The organism is Variovorax sp. MHTC-1 (assembly GCF_003984645.1).
Taxonomy (GTDB): Bacteria; Pseudomonadota; Gammaproteobacteria; order Burkholderiales; family Burkholderiaceae_C; genus Variovorax.
Genome location: NZ_RWKI01000003.1, coordinates 157273 through 171884 on the forward strand (window position 1 = coordinate 157273; position 14612 = coordinate 171884).

Consider the following 14612-nt stretch of genomic DNA (forward strand, 5'->3'; position numbering starts at 1 on the left):
CCTACTCGAGGATCGCAACGCCCTTGACCTGCGCATGCACGGCCGAGCCCACGCCAAGCCGCAGCAGCTCGGCCGACTTGCGCGTGATGCGCGCGAGCATGCGCGCGCCGCCGACATCCAGCCCCACCATCACCTGGGCCGGCCCGTCTTCGGCGAGGTCCATCACGGTCGCCGGCAGGATGTTGAGCACGCTGGTTGCGGCTTGGTGCTGCAGCGTGAGGCTCACGTCGCGCGCCTGGATGCGAACCCGCACCGCCTGCCCCACGCGCGCGCCGCTGTGCGGCAGGCAGAGCGTTCCGCCCGCGAACGCGAGCTGCGTGAGGCCATAGGCGGCGTCGTAGCCCGTCACCACTGCCGCGATCACGGCACCCGCTGCATCGCCGTGCGCCAGCGGCAGATCGAGCCGTGTCATCAGCGCGTTGGCCGGGCCGCTCGCGGTCACGCGCCCGGCATCGAGCAGCACCAGGTGGTCGGCCAGGCGCGCCACTTCGTCGGGCGCATGGCTCACGTAGATCACCGGCATGTCGAGCTCGGCATGCAGCCGCTCGAGGTAGGGCAGGATCTCGCGCTTGCGCTGCAGGTCCAGCGAGGCGAGCGGCTCATCCATCAGCAGCAGCCTGGGGCTGGTGGCCAGCGCACGCGCGATGCCCACGCGCTGGCGTTCGCCGCCCGAGAGCGTGCCGGGCCGGCGCGCGAGCAGGTGGCCGATGCCCAGCAGGTCCACCGTCTGCGCGAGCGACACGCGCCGCCGGGATGCAGCGACGCGCTTCATGCCGTATTCGAGGTTGCGCCGAACGTCGAGGTGGGCGAAGAGCCGCGTCTCCTGGAACACATAGCCCAGCGGCCGCCGGTGCGTGGGCAGGAAGGTGTCGCCGTCCTGCCAGACCTCGCCGTTGATCGTCACCTGCGCGCCCGGCATGTGCTGCAGCCCCGCGATCGCGCGCAGGCAAGTGGTCTTGCCGCAGCCGGAAGGGCCGAAGAGCGCGCTCACGCCGCGGCCGGGCAGGTCGAGATCGACCCGAAGCGAGAAGCCGGGGTGGTCGACCTTCAACTGCGCACGCACGCCATCGCTCATCGCCGCTGTCCCGTCGGATTGAGCGCATAGAGCGCCAGCAGCACGAGGAAGGAGAAGGCCACCATGCCGGCTGCCAGCCAGTGCGCCTGCGTGTACTCGAGCGCCTCGACATGGTCGTAGATCTGCACCGATATCACGCGCGTCCTGTCGGGGATGTTGCCGCCGATCATCAGCACCACGCCGAACTCGCCCACCGTGTGGGCAAAGCCCATCACGATCGCCGTCAGGTAGCCCGGCCGCGCGAGCGGCAGCACCACGCTCAAGAAAGTGTCGAGCGGCGAGGCCCGGAGCGTCGCCGCCGCCTCGAGCGGCTCCTGGCCGATGGCCTCGAAGGCGTTCTGGATCGGCTGGACCACGAAGGGCATCGAATAGACCACCGAGCCGACGACCAGCCCCGCGAAGGTGAAGGGCAGCACGCCGATGCCGAGCCATTGCGTCAACGCGCCGATCGGACCGCTGGGCCCCATCGTCACCAGGAAGTAGAAGCCAAGCACGGTGGGCGGCAGCACCAGCGGCAGCGCGACCAGCGCGCCGACCGGCCCCTTCCATGCCGAGCGCGTGCGCGCCAGCCACCAGGCGAGCGGCGTGCCCACCAGCAGCAGGATCAGCGTCGTCAGCGACGCCAGCTTCAGCGTGAGGACGATGGCGCCGAGGTCGGAGGCACTGGGCATGCAGGATCGGGGCTCAGGTGTCGTAGCCGAAGGAACGAATCACGGCCTTCGCGGCGTCGGACTTGAGATACGCGATGAGTGCAGCGGCGGCCGCGTTGTCCTTGCCGCGTGCCAGCAGCACGGCGTCCTGCCGGATCGGACTGTGCAGTTGCGCGGGCACGATCCAGGCCGAGCCGCTCTTGAGCTTGCCGTTCTCCCAGACCTGGGAGAGCGCAACGAAGCCGAGTTCCGCATTGCCGGTATAGACGAAGCTGAAGGCCTGCCCGATGCTCTCGCCCTGCACGAACCTGGGTTCGAGCTGCGCCAGCAGGCCGAGACGCGTGAGCGTTTCAACGGCTGCCGCGCCATAGGGTGCGAGCTTCGGCGCGGCCAGTGCGATATGCGCGAACTTCGCGCTCCTGAGCACCTCGCCTTTGGCGTCCACCACATCGGGCCTGGCCGACCACAGCACCAGCTTGCCGGTGGCATAAGTGAAGCGGCTGCCCGCCACCGTGGCATTCTCCTTGTCGAGACGGTCCGGTGTTTCCTCGTCGGCTGCGAGGAAGACGTCGAAGGGTGCGCCGCTGCGGATCTGCGCATAGAACTTGCCCGTCGCGCCGGAGGAAAGCATGGCCTTGTGGCCGCTCGCCTTCTCGAACTCGGCGGCGATCGCTTTCATGGGTGCGAAGAAGTTGGCCGCGACCGCGACCTGGACTTCCGCCGCCCGGCTGGCGAGCGAGGCGCCGAGCATGAGCAGCGTGGCGGCGGCGAGGCGAAAGGCGAGGGGGAGCTTCATGAAGCGCTATTCATCAAAGGAATAGCGAGAGTGTAGGCCCAACGGCACAATCCGCGCATGGCATCTCCCCGTTTCGGCGACGCGCTCGGCCATGGCATGAGCGACAAGCGCATCGACATCCTGCGCGGCATCGGCCGCACGGGCAGCATCTCCCAGGCCGCGCGCGAGGCGGCCGTGAGCTACAAGGCCGCGTGGCAAGCGGTCGCCACGCTCACCAACCTGGCCGGCGTCTCGCTGGTGGAGCGCGCGGTCGGCGGCGCGGGCGGCGGCGGCGCCGTGCTCACCGCGCACGGCGCGCAGCTGCTCGAACTGGCGGATGCGCTCGATGCGGCGCGCCGTGCCGTGCAGTCGCGTGCGGGCGCCAGTGCCGGCACTGCGGCGGCGCGGCTCTCGATCCGCACCAGCATGCGCAACCAGCTGCCGGCCACCGTCGGCGCGATCGAATCCACCGGCCGCATCGTGCGCGTGCACATGCGGCTCGGCGGCGATGCGCAGCAGCCCATCGCCGCGCGCATTACGCAGGAGAGCGCGGAACTGCTGGGCCTGGCGGAAGGCATGGCGGCGATCGCGCTGTGCAAGGCGACCGCGGTGCGCGTGGAGCGCGCTGCGGCGCCGCGAAGGGTTCGGAGGAACCAGCTGGGCGGGGTGATCCAGGGCACGGCGCGCGGCGAGGACGGCGACGAGATCGCGATCATGCTCGACAGCGGCCTGCAGCTGGTCGGCTTCGCGCCGGCCGGCTCCGGGCTGCGCACGCGGCAGCGCGTCGTGGCTGCCATCGACGAGGCGGCAGTGGTGGTGGCGCTGCCGGGCTGAGTGCGGTTCAGAGTCCCAGGTCGCTCAGTCCGGGATGATCGTCCGGCCGAGGCCCCATCGGCCAGAAGAACTTGCGTTCGCTCTGCTTGATCGGCAGGTCGTTGATGCTCGCATGGCGGTGCGTCATCAAGCCGTGCTCGTTGAACTCCCAGTTCTCGTTGCCGTAGCTGCGGAACCAGTTGCCGGCATCGTCGTGCCATTCGTAGGCGAAGCGAACCGCGATGCGCGGGCCGCCGAAGGCCCACAGCTCCTTGATCAGGCGGTAGTCGAGCTCGCGAGCCCACTTGCGCTCGAGCAGCGCCTGCGCGGCCGCCCGGCCGACCGGGAACTCGGCGCGGTTGCGCCAGCGCGTGTCTTCGCTGTAGGCCAGCGCGACGCGCGCCGGGTCGCGCGAGTTCCAGCCATCCTCGGCCAAGCGCACTTTCCGGGTCGCGGTTTCGACGGTGAACGGAGGCAGGGGCGGGCGTGTTTCCATGGCGGCGAATTCCTGAAGGAGATGAACGAGATGATGTAGACAACTCTGTCTACATGGCCAGTCTAACGCACGTAGACAGGCCTGTCTACAATGGCTTCATGCCAAGCCCCACGACTCTCGAACTCAAGGACCGCCCCGCCGGCGAGCGCATCCTGCTGACCGCGCACGAGCTGTTCTACCGCGAAGGCATTCGCGCCACCGGCATCGACCGCGTGATCGCCGAGTCGGGCGTGACCAAGGTCACCTTCTACCGCCACTTCCCGAGCAAGAACGAGCTGATCCGCGCCTTCCTGGCCTACCGCCACGAGCGCTGGATGAAATGGTTCGTCGATGCGCTGGAGCGCCACGGTGCGCACCGCGGCAAGGGCATCGATGCGCTGGTGCCCGCGCTGCGCGACTGGTTCGCGGATGCGGGCTATCGCGGCTGCGCCTTCCTCAACAGCGTGAGCGAGCTCGGCACTGCCTTGCCCGAAGTGGTGGGGATGGCGCGCAGCCACAAGCGCGAGATGACGGCGGAGATCGAGAGGCTGCTGCCGCCGTCGCGCCAGCGCGCGAAGGATGCACAGCTCGTCGCGCTGGCGGTCGACGGCGCCATCGTTCATGCGCAGTTCGACGAAACGCCGGACGCAGCGCTGAAGACGCTGGACCGGCTGGTGAAGCTGCTGCGAAGCAGCAGCGAAGCCTGATTTACAAGCCGGCCTGGCGCGTGAACGAGACCGTCGGCTTCTTGTAGGCGGCCGGCACCTCGTCGCGATAGAAGGCGCGGCGATCCAGGCTCTGGTACGGGTCGTGCGCCTTGGCGACCGCTTCCGCGCGAATCGTGGCGCGGTCGGCGGTGGACGTGAAGGTCTGCGCGCCGGCGCTGGCGCCTTCGGCGTAGAGGTTGCCGGCGCGTGCGGCTGCGACGCCTTCGGCGGCCACTTCCGAGCGGCTGGCCGCCGAGGTCAGGGTGTGCACGCCGTCATAGGTTTCCGCTTGCGCGCCGACTGCGGCCACAAGCGAAAAGGCAGCAGCGGCGATGAGCTTCGAGGCATTCATTTCGGTTCCTTCAAATCGGTTGGTTGGTGAGATGAAGTTTGCGTGCGAAGGCGCTCGAAAAAACGCCGCGAAAAGAACCGCGGCGTTTGCGACTTGGAAACAATGGGACGCGCCGTCCCTCGGACGGCGCTACCTCGTGCGAGGCGCGCGAACCGGATTGACCAGCGGCCCGGGGCCGATGGCGATCGGCGGCCCCGAGTCGTCGGCGGCCCATGCGGGCGTACGGCTGACGAGCGGGCCTGGACCGGGGACGACCGGCGGCCCCGGGTCGTCGAATTTCGGTTCGGGTGAGCGAGACGAGCTGAACACTGGACCTGGACCCGGCACGATCGGCGGTCCCGGATCGTCGCGCGTCCACGCTTGCGCGCGCGCAGAGCCGACCAGCGGCCCCGGACCGGGGGCGATCGGAGGCCCCAAGTCGCCGCGGGCCCATGCGGGCGTGTACGCCTGCTGCGGCGCTGGCGATGGATCCGCAGGAATGCGCTCCGGGGACGCGGTGGAGCGGCGACTCGCGGCGGGCGCCGCCGCGGACTTTTCCGCGCTGGACTGAGAAGGCTTCGCAGCGACGGGGGTCGCAGGTGCAGGTGCAGGCGCAGGCGCAGGCGCAGGCGCCGCGGGCGCGGCCGCGACGGGCACGGCAGGTGCGGGCGCTGCGGCTGCCGGCGGTTTCGACGCGGGCTCGGGCACTGCCACCGCAGCTTTTTCCGGCGATGGCATCCTGGCTTCAGGTGCCGCATCCGTCGTGTTCAGCTTCGGCCACGACGACGACTCGCCGACATCGCGCGTGACGTACACATACCAGCCGATGAAAGCGATGCTCATGGCGACGGCCGACAACCCCAGGCGAAGCCAGAAGGCAGGCGTCTCGGCCGGCAGCAGAGCGAGAGAAGGATTCCTGCGCCGCGACGGGCCGTCCAGGGACGGGATGGAGTCTTCGAATCCTGTCGTCCTTGGCGTTGGCCTTATCGCTTCGAGTGCCGACGGGCCGGTCGGCGCAAAGCCGGGCAGCCGGCCGGCGCAGCCGCTGCAGAACATGGCTTTCTCGCGGTTGGGGGCCCCGCAAATCGGACAAACGACGGACATGAACAAACTTCCTGCGAAACCAAGTATTGCGTACTGTCCACGTGCAGCGGCGTCTGTCTGTCAGCCGTTTCCCACGTCGTGCTGCGCAACGCGCGCGTCATTGCCGCACTATTTCCGCCGCTTATGGATCAGGAAGGATTCCGGCAATTTCACCGCCGCCCGCCTGCCCGCGCGGCGGCGCGACTGAGGGCCCAGGAGGCACACCGAGGGAGGTGCTCGCTGCCGTGCTTCCCCATATGCAGCACGCCGTGTGATCGGCAGCGGCTGCGGGCGTGTCAACTGAACAGCGCAAACAGCGCGTAAAGCCCCGCGAGAAACCAGTTGGCTGCCTTTGCCGCGTCCGCGTTCTCCTTCGGAATCGGCGTCAACTCGGCGCGTCTCCAGGCCCAGATGTTGTACGCGACCGCGAGGCAGGCACCGGGCACGACGACGAGAAAGGTCTGCAGGCCGGCCGCGATGATCACGGAGACCACGAGTATCAAGACCCCGACGAACCCGATCCCGCCGGAGGTGCTCGCCAGCACGTGGGAAAGCCCACCGCAGAATTCGCATGTCGCCGGGTTGGCGCGATCCGACCATCGCTTCGCCAAGTCGGAGATGCCGGGCTTCCGGCAGCTTGGGCAGTTGTGCTTCACCTCGCGCCCCCAAGGTGGCGCGCGAGAAAGGTCCCGACCTTCTGCTCGTATTCGCGCTGCGCGAGCGCATGCAGGTCGACATGCGCAGCGCCATCCACGATCCACAGTTGCTTCGGCTCGACCGCCATGCGGAAGAGCTGCCGCGACTCGTCCGCCGTGGTGCTGCGATCCGCGGCGCCGGAGATGATGAAGACGGCGGCGCCGATGCCGCCGACACGCTCGATCGGCCGCAGCCGAGCCGCAGACACGCCGGCGCGCAGCGGCAGCTGCCACAGCAGCAGCGGCGACAGCAGTCCGCCCGCCGGGCCCAGGTAGGTCGTCAAGCGGTTTCGCACCGCCTCGTCGACCGTGGGATACATCGATTCGAGGATCACCGCCCGGACTTGCGCATCGGGCTCGCCCAGCGCGAATGCCGCCGCGCCCAGCGATACGCCGATGACGCCGATCGGCTCCGACGGCATCTCGTGCCGGAGATGGGCCAGCGCGGCCTTGACGCCCTCGGCTTCCCGCGCGCCGAAGGTGATTCGGTCGCCCGTGCTTTCGCCATGTGCGGGCAGGTCGATCAGCAGGACCGAATACCCGAGCCGATGCAGGAATCGCGCGCGGCCGATCATCTGGCGGCGATCGGATCGCACCCCATGCAGGAGCAGGATGGCACCGGCGCCGGCATTGCCGCGGCTTTGCCAGCCCGATAGACGTTCCCGGTCGGCATAGGGGATTTGCACGGCCGCCGCCGGCAGGTCCGGCGGCAAGGTGCCGATGGCCGAGCGCACAGGGCGGCTCAGCAGCTCCCCGACGGCGGCGCTGCACAAAGCCCCAAGCACGACGGCAGCAAGAACGAGGTAGGACCATCCAGGCATGGTTGCGGAGTATGCGACGGCGGCGCGGCCTGTAGGCCGCCGCTTCTCGCTGGCCGGTGGATTCGTCCTACGCCCGAAGACCTGTTTGCAGCGCATGACGCTTCAGCCGCAGTGTCGCGGCTGCCGGGCAAGAAGCGGGAGGCATCATGCAAGCAAATAGCCGATTCGATTTTCGGGTGAAGGTGCTGTTCCGCGTGGCGTGCGTCGCGGCTGCGGCCGGGCTTGCGGCATGCGGCGGCGGAGGAGGCGGCGGAGGCGGCGGCGTGGTGCCGCCCCCCAGCCAGACGAAATTGAGCTGCGACGACTCGATCAAGAGCGGCTTCAAGCCGGACGCCAACACCACCGTGCTGCTGGTCAAGTCCTTCAAGACCGGCGACCCGCTGCTCCTGTCCGGAACGCCGACGCCCACGACGCCCACGGCAACCACCGACGTCTGCGTCGTGAAGCTTCTGGTCGGGCCGGGCAATCCCGGCCCGGCGGACGCGCCGTCGACCTCGCCCGGCATCGGCATCGAGGTCTGGCTGCCCAATGAGGCGAAGTGGAACCAGCGGGTGCATGTGAAGGGCGGCGGCGGCTGGGCGGGCGGTGTCCACACCTCGCTGACGGCGCTCGCGGGCATTACCGGCGGCACCGCGGGCGCGCCGGCGCAAACCGCGATGGTCGAAGGCGCAGTCTCGGCCAGCACCGATACTGGCCATGCGAACACTGCCAACGGCGGTTCCTTCGCGATGAGGCCTGACGGCACCATCAACATCCTGCTGTGGAACGACTTCGCGCAGCGCGGCATCCACGAGATGGCGGTCAAGACCAAGGCGCTGACCGCCGCCTTCTATGGCACGCCCGCCAAGTTCGCGTACTGGAACGGCTTCTCCACCGGCGGCCGCCAGGGCCACATGGAAGCGCAGGCGCACCCGGCCGACTTCGACGGCATCCTGGCCGGCGCGCCGGCCATCAACTGGACCAAGTTCATCACCGCCGAGCTCTATCCGCAGATCGTCTACCAGCGCGACCTGGGCGGCGTGCCGCTCACGCCGGCCCAGCTCACGCTGATGGGCAACGCCGCCATCAACGCCTGCGACGTGGTGAACGGGCAGCATCTCGGCTACATCCCCGACCCATCGCAATGCCGCTACGACCCGCTGCTGGACGCCAGCGTGCTGTGCGCGAGCAGCGGCGGAACGGGTCCCGCAGGCAGCTGCGTCACGGCCGCCCAGGCATTGGCGATGAACAAGATCTGGTACGGCCAGACAGCCGACGGCTCCGTGCCTTCGCCTTCCGCGGACAACGGCTTCGCGACCTCGCCCTCGGTCTCGGCCAACCAGCGCTGGTACGGGCTCACGCGCGGCACCAACCCGAGCGGGCTCGCCGGCCCGGCGCCCTTCAGCATCGCGACCGACATGGTGGCGCTCGAGCTGCAGGACCCGACCTGGGCCCGGCCCAACTTCATCAACGCGACGGGCAACGGCATCGATCGCTGGAGGACGCTGTCCTATGCAGCTCTCTCGAACGCCTACGACCAGGGCGTCGCCCTGCAATCAGCGTTCGCCAACATCAACACGGACGATCCGAACCTCGAGCGCTTCGCCGTGCGGGGTGCAAAGATGCTGGTCTACCACGGCCTGGCGGATACATTGATCCCGCCGCAAGGCACGACCCACTACTACACGCGCCTGTCGGACCGCATGGGCGGCGATGCGGTGGTGCGCAACTTCTACCGGCTCTTCCTGGTGCCGGGCATGGGCCATGGCCTGAGCAACGGCACCACCAATCCGGCTGCGAATCCGCCGCTGCCGACGATCGACCAGCTCTACAGCACGCTCACGGCCTGGGTGGAAGGCGGCAATTCGCCGGAGCGCATCGACATCTCGGCGGCCGCCAGCGGCAGCTCGCCGGCCAGTTCGCGGCCGATCTGCATGTATCCGACCAAGGCCACGCTGACCGGCGGCGATCCGCGCGTGGCGGCGTCGTACGTCTGCTCCTGAGGCACGCTAGGGCGGCGGCAGCTCCGCCGCCCTGCGCATCGCCGGCCAGGCGCCGACCGTCAGCGCGCGCAGCGCCCACTCCACGGGCCCGTAGCTGAAGTGGCGCAGCCACAGGCGGCTGGCGGCCAGCTGGGTCGCGAAGATGATCGATGCGATCAGCACGCAGGCGGCCGGCGAGACGCGGCCCATCCAGCCCAGCCCGTAGGCCGTGAAGATCAGCGCGCAGACGAGCGACTGCATGAGGTAGTTGCTCAGGGCCATGCGCCCCGCTGGCGCCAGCAGCCGGGCGATGCGCATGCCGCGTGCGCGCTCGAACAGCATCATCGCGAACCCGACGTAGGCGGCGCTCAGGAAGGGTGCGCTCAAGAGGCTCACGGCCAGGCCCACGATCTCCCAGCCCGAGCCGATCCGGTAGACCGTGGCCGTGGCATAGACCAGCGCGCCGGGCAGGCCCACCGCCAGGCCCCAGCCGGCCAGGCGTCGCCAAAGTCCGCGGTAGCGGTCGAGCCGCGCGAACATGTCGCGCTTGCCGGCCAGGAAGCCGAGCATGAACATGGCGAGCGCGCAGGGGCCCTGGATCAGCACCACGATCCACCAGGTCTGGCCGAGTTCCTGCAGGCGCTGGGCGACCACCGTCGCCGGCGTGCCCAGCCAGGCCATCTGCGCGGCGCTCGCGCGCGCCGCGGCGCCGGCGAAGTCGACGGCCTCGCCGGCGTGGATCCGGAGCCCGCCGAGCACGGCCATGACGGCCGCGGGCATCAGCGTGAGTACGCAGGCGCGCCAGGCCGCCTGGGCATCGGTCTGCTGGCGCAGCCAGAGCAGGACCAAGCCCAGCACGGCATAGGTGCCGAGGATGTCGCCGTGAAACAGCCACACCGCATGTGCGGCGCCGATGAGCCAGAGCCCGAGCAGGCGGCGCAGCATCCTCGGCTCGAAGGCTTTGCCGCTGCGCTCGGCCGCAGTCATCTGCAGCGTGAAGCTGTAGCCGAACAGGAAGGAGAAGAGCAGGTAGAACTTGGTCTCGAACAGGAAGGCCACGAGCCAGCGCACGGCACGGTCCACGGGCCGCGCGAAGGCCGGGTCGGGCGCGGCGATGCCGAAGTAGGCTGAGGCGAAGGCCGTGATGTTGACCATCAGGATGCCCAGCAGCGCGAAGCCGCGCAGCGCATCCAGGTGCAGCAGCCGCGGCGGCTGAAGCGCGCGGGCCCCGTGTGGAGAAGCGTCGTTCATGACGCATCGTAGAGCCCGCGCGTGACCGGACTATGCCTTCTCGGGAATCGGGTTGCGGAAGCTCACGTTGAGAAGGTTCCAGGCATTGATGACCGCGATCGTGAAGCCGAGCTCGACGATCTCGACGTCGGTGAAGTGCACCTTCAGCCGCGCGAATTCCTCGTCGCTCGCGTCGCTGTGCGGCGTGGCGTTGACGAGCTCCGCCCAGCGCAGTGCCGCGCGCTCGCGTTCGCTGAAGAAGGGCGCCTCGCGCCAGCCGGCCAGTGCGTTGAGGTGGCGCGGATCGACCTCCAGCCGGATCAGGTCGCGCCAGTGCATGTCGATGCAGTAGCCGCAGCCGTTGATCTGCGAGAGCCGCAGCAGCACGAGGTCGACGAGACGGCTGCCGAGCGAGCCTTTGTGGACGGCGGCGGAGGTGTCGAGCAGCCCCTGGAAAGCCTTCGGAGCGAGCTGGTAGTAGGGAAGACGGGCGGTGTGTGCCATGAAAATGATCCTTGGTTGCGTCAGGACGGCCGCCCCATGCGGCCTTCCATGCACTCAAGACGCGGCAGGGCCCGCGTTTGTGACAGCGGCGGGAGTACGCTGTCGGTTCGACACCATCACCGAGGAGCAAGCCATGAGCCAGAAGATGCGCATCGAACACGACCTGCTGGGGGATCGCGAGGTGCCCGACGAGGCCTACTACGGCGTGCACACGCTGCGCGCCAAGGAGAACTTCCAGATCTCGGGCACCACCATCTCGTCCTACCCGGAGCTGGTGGTCGCGCTTGCCTCGGTCAAGCAGGCGGCCGCCGAGGCCAACACCGAGCTGGGCCTCCTGCCCGCCGAGCTGCGCGACGTGATCGTCGCGGCCTGCAAGGAAATCCGTGGCGGCGCGCTGCACGAGCAGTTCGTGGTCGACGTGATCCAGGGCGGCGCCGGCACCTCGACCAACATGAACGCCAACGAGGTGGTCTGCAACCGCGCGCTCGAGATCATGGGCCACCGCCGCGGCGACTACCAGTACCTGCATCCCAACGAGCACGTCAACATGGCGCAGAGCACCAACGACGTCTATCCGACTGCGATCCGCATCGCCACCTGCTTCGCGATCGAAGAGCTGCTCGCGGCCATGGACTATCTGCGCGAAGCCTTCGATGCCAAGGCCAAGGAGTTCGCGCATCTGCTGAAGATCGGCCGCACCCAGCTGCAAGACGCGGTGCCGATGACGCTCGGACAGGAGTTCTCGACCTATGCGGTCATGCTGGAGGAAGACATCGCGCGCCTGACCGAAGCCTCGGCCCTGATCCGCGAAGTCAACCTCGGCGCCACGGCCATCGGCACCGGCATTACCGCGCATCCCGAGTACGCGGGCCGTGCGCTGGCCGCGCTGCGCGGCATCACCGGACTCGATCTTTCCACCGCGCCCAACCTGATCGAGGCGACGCAGGACTGCGGCGCCTTCGTGCAGTTGTCGGGCGTGTTGAAGCGCATCGCGGTCAAGCTGTCGAAGACCTGCAACGACCTGCGGCTGCTCTCCAGCGGCCCGCGCTCGGGCTTCGGCGAGATCAACCTGCCGCCGATGCAGGCCGGCTCGTCGATCATGCCGGGCAAGGTCAACCCGGTGATTCCGGAGGTCGTCAACCAGGTCGCCTTCGAGGTGTTCGGCAACGACCTGACCGTGACCTTCGCGGCCGAGGCCGGGCAGCTGCAGTTGAACGCCTTCGAGCCGATCATCGCGAGCGCGTTGTTCCGCAGCTTCAAGCACCTGACCAACGGCTGCATGACCCTGGCCGACCTGTGCGTGAAAGGCATCACCGCCAATCCGGACCGGCTGCGCGAGAGCATCGAGCGCTCGATCTCGCTGGTGACGGCGCTGAATCCGATCATCGGCTACAAGGAAGCGACCGAGGTCGCGGCCGAGGCCTTCGCCAACGGCACCAACGTTCGCGAGGTGGTGCTGCGCCGCAAGCTGATGACCGAGGCCGAACTCGAAGATGCGCTGCGCCACGAGGTGCTGACGCAGCCGCGCGCCTACGAGAAGGCGCGTAAGTCGGACTGAAGCGGCTTGCTTCGCGCAGGCCTCACGGCATCATTCCGATGATCTTCTTGATTTCCGCGGCCGAGTAGGCGCGCAGCGTTTGCGAGCGCACATTGCCGAGCGAGCCGACGCTGAGCAGCGTGGCCATCGCCGCTTCGTCGCTGCCTTCGGTCGTGACCACCAGGTCGTAGCTGCCGGTGGTCCAGTGAATGCTCTTGACGGCGAGGCCCAGCTTGCTTGCCAGGGTCGCGAATGCCTCGGCGCGATTGGGCGACTCCTTGACGTCGCGGATGCCCTGGTCCGTGAAGTTGATGAGCGAGATGTAGGTGGCCATGGCGCTTCCCTCGTTGCAGGTGGAGGCCTGGCCGCCGCGGCCGCGGCACAAAGCCGATGAGGGGATGACATCGAGCCGCGATCCCCGGAGACGGATCGCTGACACTCAATATAGGCGGCGTGCCCGCCGAATTCCATTCGGCGGCCGTTCGCTACTGGACGGAGTCGAGGAGTTCCCCGAGCTCGCGCCGGATCTCGTCCGCGCTGCCGGGCCGCACCAGGCGGCCGAGCTCCTTGCCGTCGCGCATGAAGATCAGCGTCGGCCACAGCTTGATGCCGAAGGAGCGGCCCAGCGGCCGTCCGCTGGCATCTTCGATCTTCAGATGGCGCAGCGGCGGCACCTCGGCCAGCGCCTCGGCGAGCAGCGGCTGCGCCGCCTTGCAGATGCCGCACCAGGGGGCGCCGAATTCGATGAGCGTGGGGCCGGAGAGCGCGTCGACTTCGCTGCGCGAAGGTTCGACCGGGGCGTAGGAATCGTTCATCGCTCCATTCTGCGTTGGGCTGCGATTTATTGCCGGCGCCGGGCCAGTTTGCGGTAGACCGTGGCGCGGCTGATGCCGAGTGCGCGCGCCGCCTCGGCCACGTTGCCGCGCGCGTCGTCCACCGCGCGGCGGATCAACGTGGTTTCGAGGTCGCGCAGCCGCGGACGCTCCTGGCTCGCGCCGCGCGGTGCGCGGTGCGCGAGCTGCGGATGGGCCTGCACGCGCAGGCCTGACCACAACGGCACTTCGAGTGCAGTGTCGCCGCGCCGCGCCGCATCGAAGAGCATTTGCGGCGGCAGCGCGAACAGATCGTTGCAATGTAGCGTCGTGTCGGCGCCCAGCGGCCGGTGAAGCATCTGGCGCGCCGCGGTATTGGCGCCGGTCACGCGGCCGTCGGCGTCGACGCACAGCAGGCCCTCGGTGGCCGGACCCGCGGCATAGCCCGGCCAATCGATGCGCAGCAGCAGTTCGCAGGGCAAGGCCAGCATCAGCGCGTTCTCGATGCTGCGCGCCGACAGCGCCGCCAGATGCCGCAGCTCGGGGCGTTCGATCACCTGCACGCCGGTCAGGTCCAGCATGCCGATGCATTGGCCCTGCGGTCCGAACAGCGGCGCGCCGGCGCAGCTGTAGATGCCGGTGTCATCGAAGAAATGCTCGTTGCGGTGCAGCCATACCGATTCGCGCTCGGCCAGCGCTGCGCCGATGGCGGTGGTGCCGACTGCGCGCTCGGAAAGATCGACGCCGATGCGCGCGATGTCGCGCGCATGGCGAGCCGCGGGATCGCTGCCGCCGGGCAGGGCGCCGATGTCGATCACGATGCCTTCGGCATCGGTCAGGACCGCGAAGTAGTGCGTATCGGCGATCGCGCGCGACAGCTTGTCGAGCACCGGGCGCGCGGCAGAAACCAGGGCCCGGTTGCGCTCCGCGACATGCCGGGCGGCGGCCGCCGAGACCGGATCGAAGCAGACGCGCTGCTGCGGACGGTGGCCGGCCGCCAGGCAGCGTTGCCACGAGCGGACGAGCCAGGGTTCGATGCGGGCGCCGCGCGGATCCGCGGCTTCACCTTCGATCCATTCGCGCCGCGCTTGTGCGATGGAGAGGGAGCGTTCGGGCGCGGCGGAGTAGGTGGTCATCGTGTTT

The 14612-nt window shown here is 68.9% G+C and carries 17 protein-coding genes; 5 read left to right on the forward strand and 12 right to left on the reverse strand.

From position 1 onward, the window contains the following. Position 1: 1 nt before the first annotated feature. Genes modC through modA form a run of 3 tightly spaced genes read right to left on the reverse strand, consistent with a single transcriptional unit; the run spans position 2 to position 2521 of the window. Positions 2-1075 (reverse strand): molybdenum ABC transporter ATP-binding protein, encoded by a 1074-nt coding sequence (gene modC / locus EJI01_RS06465; RefSeq protein WP_126836304.1) that lies wholly within the window; start codon positions 1073-1075, stop codon positions 2-4. Beyond that, positions 1072-1746, reverse strand: coding sequence for a molybdate ABC transporter permease subunit (modB, locus tag EJI01_RS06470; RefSeq protein WP_126836305.1), 675 nt, complete (start codon positions 1744-1746; stop codon positions 1072-1074). The genes modC and modB overlap by 4 nt, the downstream gene beginning before the upstream one ends. 13 nt (positions 1747-1759) lie before the next feature. Next, positions 1760-2521 (reverse strand): molybdate ABC transporter substrate-binding protein, encoded by a 762-nt coding sequence (gene modA / locus EJI01_RS06475; RefSeq protein WP_126836306.1) that lies wholly within the window; start codon positions 2519-2521, stop codon positions 1760-1762. Between the two features lie 57 nt (positions 2522-2578). Between modA and EJI01_RS06480 the strand changes: the two genes are divergently transcribed. Continuing rightward, positions 2579-3334 carry a TOBE-like domain-containing protein gene (locus tag EJI01_RS06480; protein ID WP_126836307.1) on the forward strand — a complete coding sequence of 252 codons (756 nt, stop codon included), beginning with the start codon at positions 2579-2581 and terminating at the stop codon, positions 3332-3334. 7 nt (positions 3335-3341) lie between these two features. On the opposite strand, the gene EJI01_RS06485 is transcribed toward EJI01_RS06480, so the two are convergent. Further along, complete coding sequence (locus tag EJI01_RS06485) at positions 3342-3809, reverse strand: DUF1348 family protein (protein WP_126836308.1); 468 nt, start codon at positions 3807-3809, stop codon at positions 3342-3344. 98 nt (positions 3810-3907) lie between these two features. Here EJI01_RS06485 and EJI01_RS06490 point away from each other — a divergent pair, with 98 nt between their 5' ends. Further along, a complete protein-coding gene (locus EJI01_RS06490) occupies positions 3908-4495 on the forward strand; it encodes a TetR/AcrR family transcriptional regulator (protein ID WP_221885644.1) in 588 nt (195 codons plus the stop codon). A 1-nt stretch (position 4496) separates the two neighbouring features. On the opposite strand, the gene EJI01_RS06495 is transcribed toward EJI01_RS06490, so the two are convergent. Beyond that, on the reverse strand, positions 4497-4847 hold the full coding sequence (locus tag EJI01_RS06495; RefSeq protein WP_126836310.1) for an alpha/beta hydrolase: 351 nt from the start codon (positions 4845-4847) through the stop codon (positions 4497-4499). Positions 4848-5652: 805 nt separating this feature from the next. On the opposite strand from EJI01_RS06495, the gene EJI01_RS06500 reads away from it, so the two are divergent. After that, positions 5653-6117 carry a hypothetical protein gene (locus tag EJI01_RS06500; RefSeq protein WP_221885645.1) on the forward strand — a complete coding sequence of 155 codons (465 nt, stop codon included), beginning with the start codon at positions 5653-5655 and terminating at the stop codon, positions 6115-6117. Positions 6118-6205: 88 nt separating this feature from the next. Here the strand turns inward: EJI01_RS06500 and EJI01_RS06505 are convergent, their stop codons facing one another. Both EJI01_RS06505 and EJI01_RS06510 read right to left on the reverse strand, forming a co-directional pair. Beyond that, positions 6206-6454 (reverse strand): hypothetical protein, encoded by a 249-nt coding sequence (locus EJI01_RS06505; RefSeq protein WP_126836312.1) that lies wholly within the window; start codon positions 6452-6454, stop codon positions 6206-6208. A gap of 107 nt (positions 6455-6561) precedes the next feature. Further along, entirely contained in the window at positions 6562-7425 is an 864-nt protein-coding gene (locus tag EJI01_RS06510) for an alpha/beta hydrolase (protein ID WP_126836313.1), read from the reverse strand. 146 nt (positions 7426-7571) lie between these two features. Here EJI01_RS06510 and EJI01_RS06515 point away from each other — a divergent pair, with 146 nt between their 5' ends. Continuing rightward, positions 7572-9407, forward strand: a complete 1836-nt coding sequence (locus tag EJI01_RS06515; protein WP_126836314.1) for a tannase/feruloyl esterase family alpha/beta hydrolase — start codon at positions 7572-7574, stop codon at positions 9405-9407. A gap of 6 nt (positions 9408-9413) precedes the next feature. On the opposite strand, the gene EJI01_RS06520 is transcribed toward EJI01_RS06515, so the two are convergent. Both EJI01_RS06520 and EJI01_RS06525 read right to left on the reverse strand, forming a co-directional pair. After that, positions 9414-10637 (reverse strand): DUF418 domain-containing protein, encoded by a 1224-nt coding sequence (locus tag EJI01_RS06520; RefSeq protein WP_126836315.1) that lies wholly within the window; start codon positions 10635-10637, stop codon positions 9414-9416. Positions 10638-10667: 30 nt separating this feature from the next. After that, the gene (locus EJI01_RS06525; RefSeq protein ID WP_126836316.1) at positions 10668-11120 is read right to left on the reverse strand and encodes a carboxymuconolactone decarboxylase family protein; all 453 of its coding nucleotides are present in this window, start codon (positions 11118-11120) and stop codon (positions 10668-10670) included. A 133-nt stretch (positions 11121-11253) separates the two neighbouring features. On the opposite strand from EJI01_RS06525, the gene aspA reads away from it, so the two are divergent. Next, complete coding sequence (gene aspA, locus EJI01_RS06530; protein ID WP_126836317.1) at positions 11254-12678, forward strand: aspartate ammonia-lyase; 1425 nt, start codon at positions 11254-11256, stop codon at positions 12676-12678. A 22-nt stretch (positions 12679-12700) separates the two neighbouring features. Here the strand turns inward: aspA and EJI01_RS06535 are convergent, their stop codons facing one another. The 3 genes from EJI01_RS06535 to EJI01_RS06545 form a co-directional block, all read right to left on the reverse strand. Continuing rightward, on the reverse strand, positions 12701-12991 hold the full coding sequence (locus EJI01_RS06535; protein WP_126836318.1) for a GYD domain-containing protein: 291 nt from the start codon (positions 12989-12991) through the stop codon (positions 12701-12703). A gap of 151 nt (positions 12992-13142) precedes the next feature. After that, on the reverse strand, positions 13143-13472 hold the full coding sequence (locus EJI01_RS06540) for a thioredoxin family protein (RefSeq protein ID WP_126836319.1): 330 nt from the start codon (positions 13470-13472) through the stop codon (positions 13143-13145). Positions 13473-13498: 26 nt separating this feature from the next. After that, positions 13499-14605, reverse strand: a complete 1107-nt coding sequence (locus tag EJI01_RS06545; RefSeq protein ID WP_126836320.1) for a helix-turn-helix domain-containing protein — start codon at positions 14603-14605, stop codon at positions 13499-13501. Positions 14606-14612: the final 7 nt, after the last annotated feature.

Bases quoted from the DNA above. Each gene is read 5' to 3' on its own strand.
- modC (WP_126836304.1), bottom strand. From the start codon at position 1,075: ATGAGCGATGGCGTGCGTGCGCAGTTGAAGGTCGACCACCCCGGCTTC.
- modB (WP_126836305.1), bottom strand. From the start codon at position 1,746: ATGCCCAGTGCCTCCGACCTCGGCGCCATCGTCCTCACGCTGAAGCTG.
- modA (WP_126836306.1), bottom strand. From the start codon at position 2,521: ATGAAGCTCCCCCTCGCCTTTCGCCTCGCCGCCGCCACGCTGCTCATG.
- EJI01_RS06480 (WP_126836307.1), top strand. From the start codon at position 2,579: ATGGCATCTCCCCGTTTCGGCGACGCGCTCGGCCATGGCATGAGCGAC.
- EJI01_RS06485 (WP_126836308.1), bottom strand. From the start codon at position 3,809: ATGGAAACACGCCCGCCCCTGCCTCCGTTCACCGTCGAAACCGCGACC.
- EJI01_RS06490 (WP_221885644.1), top strand. From the start codon at position 3,908: ATGCCAAGCCCCACGACTCTCGAACTCAAGGACCGCCCCGCCGGCGAG.
- EJI01_RS06495 (WP_126836310.1), bottom strand. From the start codon at position 4,847: ATGAATGCCTCGAAGCTCATCGCCGCTGCTGCCTTTTCGCTTGTGGCC.
- EJI01_RS06500 (WP_221885645.1), top strand. From the start codon at position 5,653: ATGAAAGCGATGCTCATGGCGACGGCCGACAACCCCAGGCGAAGCCAG.
- EJI01_RS06510 (WP_126836313.1), bottom strand. From the start codon at position 7,425: ATGCCTGGATGGTCCTACCTCGTTCTTGCTGCCGTCGTGCTTGGGGCT.
- EJI01_RS06515 (WP_126836314.1), top strand. From the start codon at position 7,572: ATGCAAGCAAATAGCCGATTCGATTTTCGGGTGAAGGTGCTGTTCCGC.
- EJI01_RS06520 (WP_126836315.1), bottom strand. From the start codon at position 10,637: ATGAACGACGCTTCTCCACACGGGGCCCGCGCGCTTCAGCCGCCGCGG.
- EJI01_RS06525 (WP_126836316.1), bottom strand. From the start codon at position 11,120: ATGGCACACACCGCCCGTCTTCCCTACTACCAGCTCGCTCCGAAGGCT.
- aspA (WP_126836317.1), top strand. From the start codon at position 11,254: ATGAGCCAGAAGATGCGCATCGAACACGACCTGCTGGGGGATCGCGAG.
- EJI01_RS06535 (WP_126836318.1), bottom strand. From the start codon at position 12,991: ATGGCCACCTACATCTCGCTCATCAACTTCACGGACCAGGGCATCCGC.
- EJI01_RS06540 (WP_126836319.1), bottom strand. From the start codon at position 13,472: ATGAACGATTCCTACGCCCCGGTCGAACCTTCGCGCAGCGAAGTCGAC.
- EJI01_RS06545 (WP_126836320.1), bottom strand. From the start codon at position 14,605: ATGACCACCTACTCCGCCGCGCCCGAACGCTCCCTCTCCATCGCACAA.